The following is a 14,827-nucleotide window of genomic DNA, read 5'->3' as shown; positions in this document are numbered from 1 at the left end:
CTCCTTCTATCCTTGCTCCACTTCTTGAACAAATGCTTCATGTAAACACGAATAAATTGGCCCTTTATTGCCTAAAAATTGTAGGTTTTCTAAGCTACTTATAGGCACAAGCTCTTGCACAGAATTGGTAATGAAGCATTCTGTACTTCGTAGTAACTCTTCTTTTGTATAAAAGCCTTCCATCACCTTAAGACCAAGAGCATTGGCCTTCTCTAAGACCCATGCTCGAATAATCCCTGGTAAAATGCCTGTCTCTAAAGAAGGCGTATATAGTATATCATTTTTTACCCAAAAAACATTTGATGTTACCCCTTCAGCTACATAACCCTCTTGCGTTAAAAAGAAACCTTCTTGCTGTGCCAATGACGGCATTTCAAAGCGACCGAGTACGTTATTGCCATAATGATGTGATTTAACACGTAATCCTTGTTCAGGTGTATTGCGTGGAGTTGAAAGCCATTGGGCTATTTTCTCAGTCCCCCGCGGTATGTCCTGAAGTTCTTTACGAAAGATGATGACATTGGGTTGTTTATATTCGGTTGGCTGTAGTCCAATATTATGCTCTCCAGCTGATACATTTAAACGGAAGTAGCCATCTTGCCCGCCTGCAAGTTCATTTAATTGCTGCACTACCTCTAGTAAAACATTTTCAGGATAGGTTAAATGAATGTGGTATTGTGATAATGCAAGCTGTAATCTTTCCATATGTTCTTCCCAGCCAAATACCTGACCTCCATATGTCCGAAACGTTTCAAAAAAACCCAATCCGTACAAAAATCCATGATCAAATGGAGAAATACGCAAATCCCGTGCAGCCACATAGTGCCCATTCATCCAGCATTGCATCTATTTCACCCCTTCGACGTGGGTTTCTATAAATTGGCGAAGGAGTCTTTTACCTTGCTCAGTCATAATGGATTCTGGATGATATTGTACACCCTCAATTGGATATTCTTTATGACGTAGCCCCATAATTTCTCCCTCCTCAGTCCAAGCTGTGATTTCAAGACAAGCTGGTAATGTCTCTTTCTCTACAATAAGGGAGTGGTAGCGAGTCGCCAGGAATGGATTTGGCATGCCTTTATGCAAACCTACTTCAGCGTGGAGTACAGGTGATGTCTTTCCGTGCATTAGACGCTCGGCCCGTATGACATTGCCGCCAAATACCTGTGCAAGCGCCTGATGACCAAGACAAACACCCAAAATCGGAATATTTCCTGCGAAATATTTAATAATGTTCAAGCTTTCACCTGCTTCATTTGGGCTACATGGTCCCGGTGAAATAACAATTATATCTGGTGCTAGTTGTTCTATCTCCTCTACCGTTATAACATCATTGCGCTTCACCACTATCTCATGACCAAATTCACCCAAATATTGGACGATATTATAGATAAAAGAATCATAATTATCAATCATTAAAATCATTTTGCTCGCTCCTCTGCCATTGCCTTTGCCTGCCACATTGCCTTCGCTTTATTTAACGATTCCTGATACTCTCTTTCGGGAACAGAGTCAATGACAATGCCTGCCCCTGCCTGGATATGTGAAACTCCATCTTTTATAAACGCTGTCCGAATGACAATATTAAACTCCATGTCACCTGTAAAGCCGAGCCAACCAATCGAACCTGTATATAAACCACGGCGCACAGGCTCTAGTTCCTCAATAATTTCCATAGTGCGGATCTTCGGAGCTCCTGTAATTGTCCCTCCTGGGAACATTGCACGAATAACATCCGCATTTGTTTTACCTTCCGCTATTTCGCCTCGTACATTCGACACAATATGCATTACATGAGAATAGCGCTCAATGACCATAAACTCGTCCACTTCCACTGTTCCATAGGTTGACACCCGACCTAAATCATTGCGCTCTAAATCCACTAGCATCACATGCTCAGCACGTTCTTTATCATTATCAATTAATTCTTGTGCTAATGCTAAATCTTCCGCCTCTGATTTCCCTCTTGGTCGAGTACCAGCAATTGGCCTTGTAGATAATTCATTTCCATGGCGTTTGACTAATAACTCCGGGGATCCAGAAACAACAGCAAAATCTGGTGCTTCAATATAAGCCATGTACGGTGATGGATTAAATGCTCGTAATGCCTCATAGACATCCATAGCTGAAGCATTTAATTTCTTGGACTGTCGAACAGACAAATTCACTTGAAACACATCACCCTGTGCTATATAGGTTTGTATTTTTTTTACGGCTGCCTCAAAATCTGTTCCAGCAAATGAAACAAGTAGTTCATTTTCATCATTGATAACTTCTACAGCGTTTGTTTTTTCAAATTTTCGCGTAGCTAGTCCATCTTGTGCTGCAACCTGCCAGTTATGAGCCCACTGTTCCAAGTTAACATCACTTTCGTCTATCTTCATAAGCGTCACTATATTGGTCTTCACATCATGCACTGCCCAGCAATCAAATATATAAAAATAGTTGTCTGGTATTTCTAAGTCATTCTTCGCTGTATTAGGAAGCACTTCAATTTTACGTGCATAATCATATGTGACAAATCCAATGGCTCCCCCTTGAAAAACAGGAAGCTCCGCATGATAAGGAATTTTATATTCTGCCACGAGCTCTTCCAGTAAGGCCAGAGATTCACCCTGTAAAACTTCGTGTCTACCATTTCTCCAATTGACTGACAGTCCATCCTCTACCGATTGTGCAATGGCTAATGGATTCCAAGCAGCAATCGTAAAATGTCCACCACGTCCACTTTCTAAAAATACATGTGCTTGTTGTGTCTCTGTTTGTTTCTTGTAGCTATAAAAAAATGAATCTGCATCCATCGTTAATGTTTTCGTAAGTATAGTCTTCAAGTCTTCTTTCCCCTTTAAACATATGATGTGATTCCATCTTAACTTGAATAGTACATAGAAGCGAATATTTTTATAATTTTAATAGTGTCCATTTCTAGGCATTAAAAAGGACCCCTTTTATAAAGGAGTCCTAACATAAAAATTAAAAATTAATCTTCAAATTGGTATAAAGGTGTTGATAGATAACGCTCACCGTTTGAAGGAACAATCGCAAGAACATTTGAACCCTTACCTAAACGTTTTGCTGCTTCAATTGCAGCATAGATAGCAGCACCAGATGAGATACCACATAAAATCCCTTCTTCACGAGCCACTTTACGCGCTACTTCAAAAGCAATCTCATTTTCAACAGGGAATACTGAAGAATAGATGTCAGTATCTAATACTGCTGGAACAAATCCAGCACCAATACCTTGAATTTTATGTGGCCCTGGTTGACCACCAGAAAGTACTGGTGAATCCTTTGGCTCAACTGCAATGATTTCAATGTTTGGATACTTTTCTTTTAATACAGCACCAGCACCCGTAATTGTACCACCCGTACCAACACCAGCTACAAATGCATCTAGTGTTAGACCATCAAATGCTTCTACAATTTCAGGACCAGTTGTTAGACGGTGAATAACAGCGTTCGCTGGGTTTGTAAATTGTTGTGGCAGGAAGTAGCCGTGCTCTGCAGATAATTCCTCTGCTTTAGCGATTGCACCTTTCATACCTGCTGGACCTGGAGTTAACACTAGCTCTGCGCCATAAGCTCGTAAAAGGTTACGACGCTCTAAGCTCATTGTTTCTGGCATAACTAAAATGGCTTTATATCCTTTAGCAGCTGCAATCATTGCAAGACCAATACCTGTATTACCGGATGTCGGCTCAATAATTGTACCGCCAGGTTTTAATGTCCCATCTTTTTCGGCCGCCTCAATCATTGCTAAGGCTAAACGGTCTTTTACTGAACTACCTGGATTAAAATATTCTAATTTTACATATACAGTACCTTCATTTTCACTTGTTGCATGATTTAATTTTACGATTGGTGTTTTACCAACTAATTCAGCTACTGAGTTTGCTATTTTACTCATTTAATAATCCACTCCCAATCCCTACTATTTTTATAGGTTTTACTTATTTTGTATTTTATCAATTTTTCCATTCGATTGTCAATAAATAAACCGTATATTTTCAGAATATTTATCTGATACTTTGTTTTTAAATAAAGATAAAAAGAATCTGCCTCTTTTATTTGGGTTTGTCACTACAAATGCCTGCAAGTTTGATCAGACTCGTTGTACCCACAAAAAATTGCAGACTCTTTTCGTTTATCACTTTTCCTTTTTAGACTCACCATAATACCAAGTAGCATTAAATTCAGACCAAAATGCTTCTGGTGTTACGGATTGTGGTAATTGCTCTAAAGCCAATTCCCGCTCTATATGTTCTTTCACATCGTCATATGTAAAGGATTGTCCTTCTAATACCTCTTGCACTTGAACAATTCCGTAATGACCATTATCTAATTTAAAGGCCTTACTTACCTCTTTTGTCTTAAGAGATTTCACAGCATTAATAATTGCGGGGTCTATATTTTCCTGATTCTCTGTAAGGTAGCCAATATCTCCCCCTAGACTAGCTGAGGCACTATCAACGGAAATTTCACGTGCCAGCACCATAAAATCAGAGCCATTTTTTAATTCACCCAATGCTTCGTCAGCAGCCTTTTTTGAATCGACTTCAATAAAATTGGTACGATAGCTTGTTTTTGTATTATATAATCCTTGATTTTCCTCATAATACTTTTCAACACTTTCTTCTTCTATCACTACGTCCTTTGTGAGTACTTTATCCAATATAAGCTGTGATCGAATTTTTTGGCGTAGCTGCTCTGCTGAAAGATTTTGCATGGCCGTATCAAACTTATCTTGAGCAGAACGCATTAGCGCTAGTTCAAGGTCAATTTCTTTGTCTGTAACTTTTATTTTATATGTTTTAGCCGCCTTTTCCATGACCGATTCATTCACTAAATTTTGGAGTGTTTCTTTACCATATCGTTCTTCCATGGCAATCATCCATTCTTGGCGTGTAATTACATCCCCGTCAATGGTAGCGACCTGCTCATCGCTACCAATTTCCTGACCTTTATTCGGGATCAACCAACTAATGAACCACAAAATATTTCCTAATAACAAAATCGATATAACAGCTAAAGCAGGTTTTGTCTTTAAACGACGTTGCAGTAAAGGCGTTTGGTTTGGTGATACAGTGGTTGAGGGTCTTCGATTACGCGTTGAGCTCATCGATAAACCCTTCTAACTCATCTTTAGAGAAGCTGTATTTTTCTAAGCAGAAATGACACTCTGCTTCAGCTCCGCCATCCTCTTCAATCATTTCTTTAATTTCTGCAGTTCCTAAACCTAAAATTGCTGCACCAAACCGCTCTTTAGAACATTGACATTTAAATTCAATTGGCATGGAATCTAAAATTTGCAGGTGACCATTTCCTAAAACAGCTTCTAGAATTTGCTCTGGCGTAAACCCTTTTTCAATCATTTTTGAAACAGGCTCTATTGTAGCAAGGTGTTGTTCAATTTCTTTGATCGTTTCTTCCTCACAACCAGGCATTAATTGTAAAATAAATCCACCAGCTGCAAGAATAGTGTTGTCTGGATTAACGAGTACACCTAATCCAACAGATGACGGTACTTGCTCAGAAGTAGCAAAATAATAAGTAAAATCTTCAGCAATTTCACCCGAAACAATTGGTGTTTGTCCAGAGAACATATCTCTTAATCCAAGATCTTTTACGATTGTAAGAGCTCCTTCTGTTCCAACACCTGCACGAACATCTAACTTACCATGTTCGTTTAAATCAAAGTGAACATGAGGATTTGTCACAAACCCACGTACTTCACCATGTGCATTACTATCAATCACCATTGGTCCAATTGGGCCATTACCCTCAATTTTTATAGTGATTTTCTCTTCGCCTTTTAACATAGCTCCCATCATGACAGCGGCTGTCATTGAACGACCTAAAGCTGCTGATACAACCGGCCATGTATTATGACGACGTTGTGCTTCTCCTACTGTGGCTGTTGTACGGGCTGCAAATACACGTACTTGACCATTAAAACCTAAACCTCTTACTAAATAATCATTCATAAATAGAATGTCCCTCATTTCCTATTGGTTACGTTTATATAGCTTATATAAACCCTTTAAAGTTAGAAATGGATCCACAACATCAATTATTTGTGTCTCCCCTGCGATCAGATTTGCTAGTCCACCTGTAGCAATCACTAACGGCTCCTCTTTACTTTGTGCTTTCATTCGGTTTACAATGCCCTCCACTTGTCCTACAAAGCCATAAAAAATTCCTGCCTGCATGGCAGAAACGGTCGTTTTCCCGATAATATGTGTAGGTCGAACTATTTCAATACGCGGCAATCTCGCAGCTTGTGTATAAAGAGCCTCTGTAGAAATAGTTATGCCCGGTGCAATAGCACCACCCATGTAATCGCCCTTTTCGTTCAAATAACAATAGGTTGTCGCTGTACCAAAATCAACTATGATACAAGGGGCTTTATATAAATCAAGAGCTGCTATGGCATTCACAATGCGGTCAGACCCTACCTCACGCGGATTTTCGTATTTAATATTTAAACCTGTTTTTACACCAGGACCAACTACCAAAGGCCTTTTTTGAAAATATTTCTGACACATTGCCTCTAATGAAAACATAATTGGTGGCACAACTGAGGATATAATAATGCCTGTAATTTGTTCAAATGAAATGCCTGCGTGATTAAAAAAAGAAAGAACTTGCATAGCATATTCATCTTCTGTTTTATGAAGGTCTGTTACCATACGCCAATGGAAGGCTAATTGATCGTTGTCATTGTAGACACCTAATACAATATTAGAATTCCCTGCATCTAAAACTAAAATCAAGGCTAACACCTCCCATATCGTCATTGTAACTTTCGCCACTCTATTGTTACAACTTTTGTCTAAAAAAAGTGAATATACTTTAGAAAATGATACCACACTTTTTATCTTGATTCAGCAGATGTCCCTCTCGTCTAAATGGTGGAAATGAACGCTTTTTGTTTGATAATCAGTTGTCAAACACACGCAGAAAAACGGAACACCGTCAAAAGCCCACATTTACCTCAATACCTCTTATGAATGTCATAAATTTTGAAGAGTAATCAAAAAACATTGTTCTTTAAAAAGGAGCTTCCTTAAAGTAGGAAGCCCCATTGAAATTATTTGAAATTAAATGTTTCTGGATCTGGACCGCAACGTAATCCATCATTTAACGCATCTAACTGCGCCATTTCCTCATCTGTTAAAGAAAAGTTAAAAACATCTAGATTTTCGACCATACGTGTAGGTGTCATCGTTTTTGGAATCGTAACTACATTATGTTGTACATCATAGCGTAATACAATCTGCGCAGGCGTTTTATCGTATTTAGATGCTAACTCTTGAATTAAGGCTTCCTCTAGTAGGGAACCATTCATCAATGGAGACCACGCCTCCACCTGTATGCCTTTATCCTGACAATAAGCACGAACTTCCTCTTGTGTTAAATGCGGATGGAATTCGATTTGATTAATAACAGGGACAACAGTAGTTTCCTTCAAAAGCTTTTCTAAATGGTGTACGTGGAAATTACTAACCCCAATTGAACGTACTCGATCATCTTGATATATTTTTTCTAGTGCTTTATAAACGTCAATGTAATTTTCGTCAATCCCTGGCCAGTGCACTAAATACAAATCCAAATAGTCTAACCCGATTTTTTCTAAACTACTATCGTAAGCAGCAAGTGTTTCGTCATAGGAAAGACCATCGTTCCAAACTTTTGATGTGATAAATAGTTCATCACGAGTTACTAAACCTTCTTCTATGGCTGCACGTATTCCTCGTCCAACACTTTCTTCATTACGATATACCTGTGCTGTATCAATGCTACGATAACCCTTTGCAATTGCTGTTTTTACAGCTTCAGCTAAGTCATCTCCTTCAGGTACTCTAAAAACGCCATAACCAACTAAAGGCATTTTAAGTCCATTATTCAATGTTACATTTCCCATGCTTAAACACTCCTATCTATAAAATATCCTCTAACGAAGATTCGTATAGAGCTTATCTTTCACTCCTATATCCTAATGCTTATTAGTAATAAAAGGCAAAGAAAAAGACTGCTTACCAAATTAGTAAACAGTCTTCCTACTTTTAATCACGTTTTTCATCGATACCTTTAGGAGCATCATTTTGTTGTTCTTTATTTTCTTTAGCTAAATCAAGAGTTGTTGGATTCGGCTCTTTACTCAGTAGCTCTTTTTCAACAACTGGTTTACCAATTGTATCTAATGTTGGCTTCGCTTCAATTTTCGGCGTATTATCCTCAATTTTTTCTGCAGCCTCTGGCTCTGGTAAAACACCATGGTCACGCAAATGCTCGATTTCCTGTGCATTTAACGTTTCTTTCTCCATTAAAGTATTGGCAATTAAATCAAGCAGCTCACGTTTTTCCGTTAGGATACGTTTTGTACGCTCATATTGAGTATCAATAATTTTTTGCATTTCTTTATCGATTTCATAAGCTACAGAATCAGAGTAGTTTTGGTCTGAATTAAAGTCGCGACCAAGGAATACATTACCGCCCTGACTTGAACCAAATTGCATAGCACCAAGGTTTTCACTCATTCCGTATTCAGTAACCATTGCACGAGCAATGCTTGTAACCTTTTGGAAATCATTATGTGCCCCAGTAGAAACTTCACCAAGAACAATTTCTTCAGCTACACGACCACCAAGGAGACCTGCAATACGATCTAAAAGCTCTTGCTTTGTTGTAAAGAAGCGCTCTTCCTTCGGTAACATAATCGCATACCCACCCGCTTGACCACGCGGAACAATTGTTACTTTGTGTACTGTATCTGCTTCATCAAGCTCAAGACCAACAACTACGTGGCCGGCTTCATGGAAGGATACAAGTTTCTTCTCCTTGGCTGAATATACACGGCTAGCTTTAGCTGGACCAGCGATTACACGGTCAGAAGCTTCATCGATATCTGCCATATTGATGGTGCGTTTACTTTTACGAGCCGCAACAAGCGCTGCTTCGTTTAATAAGTTTTCTAAATCTGCACCTGAGAAACCTGGCGTACGTTGTGCAACTGCTGCTAAATCAACTGTATCTGCTAATGGCTTATTGCGTGCATGTACTTTAAGAATCGCCTCACGTCCTTTTACATCAGGATGTCCTACTGTAATTTGACGGTCAAATCGACCAGGACGTAATAACGCTTTATCTAAAATATCTGGGCGGTTTGTTGCAGCGATAATAATAATACCTTCGTTTGCTCCGAAACCATCCATTTCAACTAACAATTGGTTAAGTGTTTGTTCACGCTCATCATGTCCACCACCAAGACCTGCGCCACGTTGACGACCAACCGCATCAATCTCATCAATAAAGATGATACATGGTGCGTTTTTCTTAGCATTTTCGAATAAATCACGGACACGTGATGCACCGACACCTACAAACATTTCTACGAAATCAGAACCCGAAATTGAGAAGAAAGGAACGCCTGCTTCACCTGCTACTGCACGGGCAAGTAATGTTTTACCTGTACCTGGAGGACCTACAAGTAAGATACCTTTTGGAATACGCGCACCAATTTCAGTAAACTTGCGATGGTCTTTTAAAAATTCTACAACCTCAACAAGCTCTGCTTTCTCTTCATCAGCACCTGCTACATCTGTAAAACGTACTTTTTTCTTTTGATCGTCATAAAGCTTAGCTTTACTTTTACCAAAGCTCATCACTTTATTTCCGCCGCCTTGAGATTGACTCATTAGGAAGAAGAATAAGAAAATGATGATAATGAAAGGAATAATTCCCGTAAAGAATTGAATCCATCCACTTGTTTCTGGTGCTGCTAAATAACTAATATTACTATCTTTATCCCTAGCAGCCTCATCGATACGGTCCATTAAAGATTGGTTATCACGAGGGATATTCGTTGTAAAGCTTTGACCCTTTTCATAACCTTTCAGTGTACCTTCAACGACGTAAACTGATTTATCAGGTTGAATTGTTGCACTTGTTATTTCTTTTTTATCTAGAGCTTCTTGAAACTCATGATAAGATAATTCTTTCGTTGGTGAATTTCCACCATTGAAAGTACCAAAAATACCGATAATCACTAGGAAAATCAGTAGATAGAATATGGTATATCGAAATATTCGATTCATCTCCAGCCTCCTCATTACAAACAGAAAAATTATAAGTAAAATCTTAACATATCATGATTTCATCATACAACGAAAAGCCCTACTTAAAAAATGTTTCGTTCACTTTTTGCCGTTATCAAAACAGTTTTTAGGCCATCTTTATACGTCCCAGCGTAATTGTACCTGTTCCTTGGACTTGATTTAGCTGAACATTGTGTCAAGATTTTGAATTATGTTAAACATAACGAAAAATACGTGACTTGCGCTGGAGGTCTTACTTTAATAGCTGGTCTTTTTGTATCTTAGAAAGAATAAACTTCAGGCTTCAAGATACCAATATAAGGTAAGTTGCGATATTTTTCTGCGTAATCTAAACCATACCCTACAACGAAGCCATCTGGCACTTCAAAGCCAACATAATCAGCAGATAGGTTTACTTTGCGACCTGATGGTTTATCAAGTAATGTAACAATTTTGATGGATTTTGCTTTGCGATATTTAAATAAATCCACTAGATAGCTTAACGTTAAACCACTATCAATAATATCCTCGATGATTAATACGTCACGTCCCTCAACGCTTGTATTTAAATCCTTTAAAATCTTTACTTCACCAGAAGAAACAGTAGCGTTACCATAACTAGAAACATCCATAAAATCTAATTCAATGAAAGAATCGAAACGTTTCATTAAATCAGTCATAAATGGCATTGCCCCTTTAAGAACACCTACAGCTAATGGGAATGCATCTTTGTATTCCGCTGTTAGTTGTGCTCCTAAGTCTGCAATTCTTTCTTGCAATTGTTCTTCTGTAATCATAATTTTTTCGATGTCATTTTGTAACATATCGATTCCTCCTCGTGATGTATCAAAAAATCTTCAACCTATTACGTTGAAATATTTTACAAAGACCTTAGTCTACGATGAGCACTGTATCATCGTTTGGTTGCGGAGTGGTTGAAAAAAATATTCCCATACGCACACCAATTACCGCTACCACCTCATCAGTTTGAGAAATCAGTAACGGCCAGCTATTTCGCTCATTTAAAGGAATCTTTTCATCTATAAAAAGGCGAGATAAGCGTTTTGGCTGATCCATTCCTTTTAACAGCATTTTATCTCCATCCTTCCGTGCTCGAATGTAAAGCGGTAGATGGAGTTTGCTAGCGTTAAAATAAAAAAGTTGTGCAGTATCCGTCAGCAATTCAGACGATAAATCATGCAAATTGACTACGCATAAGCGTTCACCATTTATCAGTGTTGTCCATCCATTAGCAATTGAAATAATCTGTTTCTCAGGAGATGTTTGATCCTCTAATGGTTTATTCTTCTGAATCGTTAATTTCCCGTAACGGCGAACTGCTAGAAAATCTTCAGGCAAGTGAATTTCAGCATACCCTGCTGTTGTATCACAAAGCTTTAAAATTGAAGTCAATAAAGCAAAACTTTGTATCGTATTTGAATCTTTGTAAAGATAGTTTAATAGTATTAAAATGAGCCTCCTTTGTAAAGCAAGTGGTATCAATTGAAAAGCCTCAATTTCTAGGCTATATGTATTTTCGTTACTTCTTATTACGGTTTGAGAAAATACATCTTGGGCTAATGACATTAAAAAGGCGTCGTCTACTTGTAAATGCTTTGTAAAATGGGTGATTTGTTCAGTTACCCGAGGATTTTCCGCCTCCAGTAAAGGCACTACATGATGTCTAAATCGATTGCGTACATAAGTATCTTTGGAATTGCTAGCATCTTCTCGATAATCCAAACCTTTTCTAAGTAAATATTCCCTTATTTCAGACTTTGTAACCGTTAAAAACGGACGAATTAATGATTTTCCTTCAAAAAGTCGTTGGGGACGTATGCCTTGCATACTATTCATTGTTGCGTTTTTCGTAAGGGCCATTAATACTGACTCCAGTTGGTCATCCGCATGATGTGCAGTTACAAGCTTATTTGCATTTATTTTTCCCAAGATTTCTTTGAAATATCGATACCTTTCTCTACGACAAATGAGCTGTGTATTACCATTTTCCTGTGCCATAATTGCAGGTACTGGAATCTCGGTAGCATGTAAGGAAACACCATTGTCGTCACAATACTTTTGGACAAACGCTCTATCTTCAGCTGAAGCTTGTCCTCTCAACATATGGTCAACATGCACTGCTTCTACTTGAATATTCCACTGCTCCTGTGTCTGTACAAAGTAATGGAGTAATGCCATTGAGTCCACTCCACCCGAAACGGCGATGAGAAGATGGTCGCCTTGCTGTAATAATTGCTCTTCTTCAATAAATGTTTTGACCTTTAATTCAAATGACAAACGCTTCTCCTCCCCTTTTCGTTGTTATTGATTATCAGTGACTCATAGAATATTGAGCTGGTCTAAAAACAGACCATGTCGGTACAACATGTGTCACCTCTAACATTAGTACTGTACAATCGTCCTCAATGTCATAATAACTTTGGAATGATTGCATAATCGTAGTTAACTTTTCTTGAATGGTTTTATTTGTACTTGCGACCTGCTGTGCAAAAGCTAAAAACGCCTCCTCCTGCTCACTCCAATCAGCTACGCTTGAAAATAGACCATCTGAATGCATTAAAATGACGTCTCCTGCCTTCAGTTTCCTTTTCTCAGCCTCCACTGCTGAAATTGATAAGAATCCTACAGGTGCTGCATTACTTTCAACTTTCAGTACTTCTTTCCCACGTAAAATATAGGTCGACATTCCTCCAGCCTTCCACGACCACAAATCACCATGCTGTAAATCAACGAGAGCAAAATCAAGTGTTGCGTACATATCATCTTGTTGCTTTAATGACATGACATAATGCAATGTATGCATCGCAGTTTCCGGATTCATATTGTAATTGAGACACTCTCTCATCAAATGTATCAATTTTCTACTTTCATGTTGTGCTTCTTTACTTTGCCCCATACCATCAGACAACAATATCGCAAATAACCCTGGATGCAATTGGAAGAGGGCATGTGAATCCCCAGAGTATAAGGTAGCATTTTTAGACATGCTATATATATCATACTCTACTTCAAAGCTAATAGCTGATCTAAAGCATATTTGTACATGACGAAACGGTATTTCACAGGCTGTTACTTTTTCAATTTCAAAAGGTTCATCAAAAATTTCATAAAGAATTGGCAATATCATACGTTCAGCTAGTGTCGTATCTTCCTCCCAGTTGACCCGTGCTGGCGCTAAAGCACAGACAATTTTTCTTGCTCCTGGCTTATTGCTAAGCACATCAAGTTGAAAACATTCAATATGGGCCTCCTTTAAACGTTCAGCGATGTCTTTTTCAACACTTACAAATGAAATCGTATCCTCCTTCATCTCAGCAATTAACTGGTTTAAATGATTACTCATATCACGAAGTTGCAGAGCAATCATTTTTTTGCCATGGAAATACTGCCCGTTAATCCGTTCTCTATAGAGCTCCGTATCTAACTCCTCAAAAATCTTCGTCGATTTCACACATTTATAGCGTATTTGTTCTTCTACACGGTGGATAGCTGATTCTTTACCTACTCCTTTCATATGAAACCAATCAGTCATCAGCTTGTCCATCCCATTATTTTTAGCTCCCCAGCAATGTTCGTATCTGAAACAACTTAAACAAGTATTCATTGGAGAAACTTCCTTCGCTTCTTCAACCGGTGCCGTCATAAAACGATCAAACACAAGCTCCTTCATGAATTGAACAAAATGCTGAAAATGCTCTAACTTATATGTTACATGATCTGTTAACCAGTTCTGACGTGCCAGTAAAACCTCCTCACGTTGTGGGAAGAGCTTGTCCCTTACCTTATCTGAATATTTTTTAGGAATCATTAGAAAAAGAAGACTACCAATAGCAATAGAGGTAAAATAAACGCTATCTAAAGGCAATGTGGCGTCATAAAATAAAAAGAACACACTTGGTAAAATACTTCCGATGGCAACCCCAAATCTACCACCCTTCGCTCCCATACCCGCACACAGCCCTGTTAAAGTTGCAACTGAGAGCATGCCGGTAAATGAAAGCTTTGCCACACCGATTAGCGTCCCTAGCACAGCCCCGATTACAGTTGCCAAGGGAACACTCCCAACTAATGCACCAAAACAGATAAAGAGTTGCAATAAAAAAATGGGGAGAGAAAAATAGCTAAACACAACTGCTTGCATCCCTGTAAGCATGGCGGCAAACACCACTAATCCAGAACCCAGCTTCTCATATGTCCAATGACTCGTAAACCATTCATACGAGTTAACAAACAGCACTTGCATAAACAGCGTCATAATAAGAGCTAGAGCTACCTCACAGCCTACATAAAATTGTACAAGCACTGGTGGTAAGCCTTGATACATCACTCCTTGCCACATTATTTGTACTAGCAATACAGCTAAAGATACGGCAATGCTTTGTGGCAGCTGCCAGTAACGGAAACGCATAATACATTCATACATAACGATCTGTAAAGCTAGAATAAGGACTTGTCCAAAGCCAAGGAAAAAACAACCAACTAAACTACCAAATAGAACATATTTTGCATACTCCCTATATTTCGTTCGAATGATGGCCCAAAAAGGAACTGAGAACGGTACAGCTGCTTCGAACACAACGGATTGAGCTAGAAAAAAAGCGGTTAAGAAAAATAGAGAGCCTATCAGTATTTGTTTCTTTTTTATACCTATTTTTCGGCCTTCTACATTCGTTGTATTATACCATTCAATACTTGTCATATAA

General features: G+C 38.5%; 12 protein-coding genes. All 12 read right to left on the bottom strand.

Going from position 1 to position 14,827, the window contains the following annotated elements; translation table 11 throughout:
• Positions 1 to 6 precede the first annotated feature (6 nt).
• The 12 genes from pabC to MKY49_RS00210 all read right to left on the bottom strand — a co-directional run bounded on the left by pabC (position 7) and on the right by MKY49_RS00210 (position 14,823).
• The gene (gene pabC / locus MKY49_RS00265) at positions 7 to 846 is read right to left on the bottom strand and encodes an aminodeoxychorismate lyase (RefSeq protein WP_322605659.1); all 840 of its coding nucleotides are present in this window, start codon (positions 844 to 846) and stop codon (positions 7 to 9) included.
• A complete protein-coding gene (gene pabA / locus MKY49_RS00260) occupies positions 847 to 1,428 on the bottom strand; it encodes an aminodeoxychorismate/anthranilate synthase component II (protein ID WP_322605671.1) in 582 nt (193 codons plus the stop codon).
• The gene (locus MKY49_RS00255) at positions 1,425 to 2,834 is read right to left on the bottom strand and encodes an anthranilate synthase component I family protein (protein ID WP_396631776.1); all 1,410 of its coding nucleotides are present in this window, start codon (positions 2,832 to 2,834) and stop codon (positions 1,425 to 1,427) included. Before MKY49_RS00255 ends, pabA begins: the two co-directional genes overlap by 4 nt.
• 149 nt (positions 2,835 to 2,983) lie before the next feature.
• Positions 2,984 to 3,913 carry a cysteine synthase A gene (gene cysK, locus MKY49_RS00250; RefSeq protein ID WP_274795182.1) on the bottom strand — a complete coding sequence of 310 codons (930 nt, stop codon included), beginning with the start codon at positions 3,911 to 3,913 and terminating at the stop codon, positions 2,984 to 2,986.
• A gap of 240 nt (positions 3,914 to 4,153) precedes the next feature.
• Positions 4,154 to 5,125: a peptidyl-prolyl cis-trans isomerase gene (locus MKY49_RS00245; RefSeq protein ID WP_274795181.1), complete on the bottom strand. Its 972-nt coding sequence runs from the start codon at positions 5,123 to 5,125 to the stop codon at positions 4,154 to 4,156.
• Positions 5,109 to 5,990: an Hsp33 family molecular chaperone HslO gene (hslO, locus tag MKY49_RS00240; protein WP_274795180.1), complete on the bottom strand. Its 882-nt coding sequence runs from the start codon at positions 5,988 to 5,990 to the stop codon at positions 5,109 to 5,111. Before hslO ends, MKY49_RS00245 begins: the two co-directional genes overlap by 17 nt.
• 21 nt (positions 5,991 to 6,011) lie before the next feature.
• The gene (locus MKY49_RS00235; protein WP_274795179.1) at positions 6,012 to 6,779 is read right to left on the bottom strand and encodes a type III pantothenate kinase; all 768 of its coding nucleotides are present in this window, start codon (positions 6,777 to 6,779) and stop codon (positions 6,012 to 6,014) included.
• A gap of 317 nt (positions 6,780 to 7,096) precedes the next feature.
• Complete coding sequence (locus MKY49_RS00230) at positions 7,097 to 7,930, bottom strand: aldo/keto reductase (protein WP_341385373.1); 834 nt, start codon at positions 7,928 to 7,930, stop codon at positions 7,097 to 7,099.
• Between the two features lie 142 nt (positions 7,931 to 8,072).
• Positions 8,073 to 10,103, bottom strand: a complete 2,031-nt coding sequence (gene ftsH, locus MKY49_RS00225) for an ATP-dependent zinc metalloprotease FtsH (RefSeq protein WP_341385372.1) — start codon at positions 10,101 to 10,103, stop codon at positions 8,073 to 8,075.
• A gap of 281 nt (positions 10,104 to 10,384) precedes the next feature.
• Complete coding sequence (hpt, locus tag MKY49_RS00220; protein ID WP_274795176.1) at positions 10,385 to 10,927, bottom strand: hypoxanthine phosphoribosyltransferase; 543 nt, start codon at positions 10,925 to 10,927, stop codon at positions 10,385 to 10,387.
• 67 nt (positions 10,928 to 10,994) lie between these two features.
• A complete protein-coding gene (gene tilS, locus MKY49_RS00215) occupies positions 10,995 to 12,401 on the bottom strand; it encodes a tRNA lysidine(34) synthetase TilS (RefSeq protein ID WP_274795175.1) in 1,407 nt (468 codons plus the stop codon).
• Positions 12,402 to 12,435: 34 nt separating this feature from the next.
• Complete coding sequence (locus MKY49_RS00210) at positions 12,436 to 14,823, bottom strand: SpoIIE family protein phosphatase (protein WP_274795174.1); 2,388 nt, start codon at positions 14,821 to 14,823, stop codon at positions 12,436 to 12,438.
• Between the last annotated feature and the right edge of the window lie 4 nt (positions 14,824 to 14,827).

The organism is Lysinibacillus sp. FSL M8-0134 (assembly GCF_038069745.1).
In the GTDB taxonomy this organism is placed as follows: domain Bacteria; phylum Bacillota; class Bacilli; order Bacillales_A; family Planococcaceae; genus Lysinibacillus; species Lysinibacillus irui.
The sequence above is the reverse complement of the archived record's forward strand: the minus strand, read 5'-3'. Positions and strand labels throughout refer to the sequence as shown.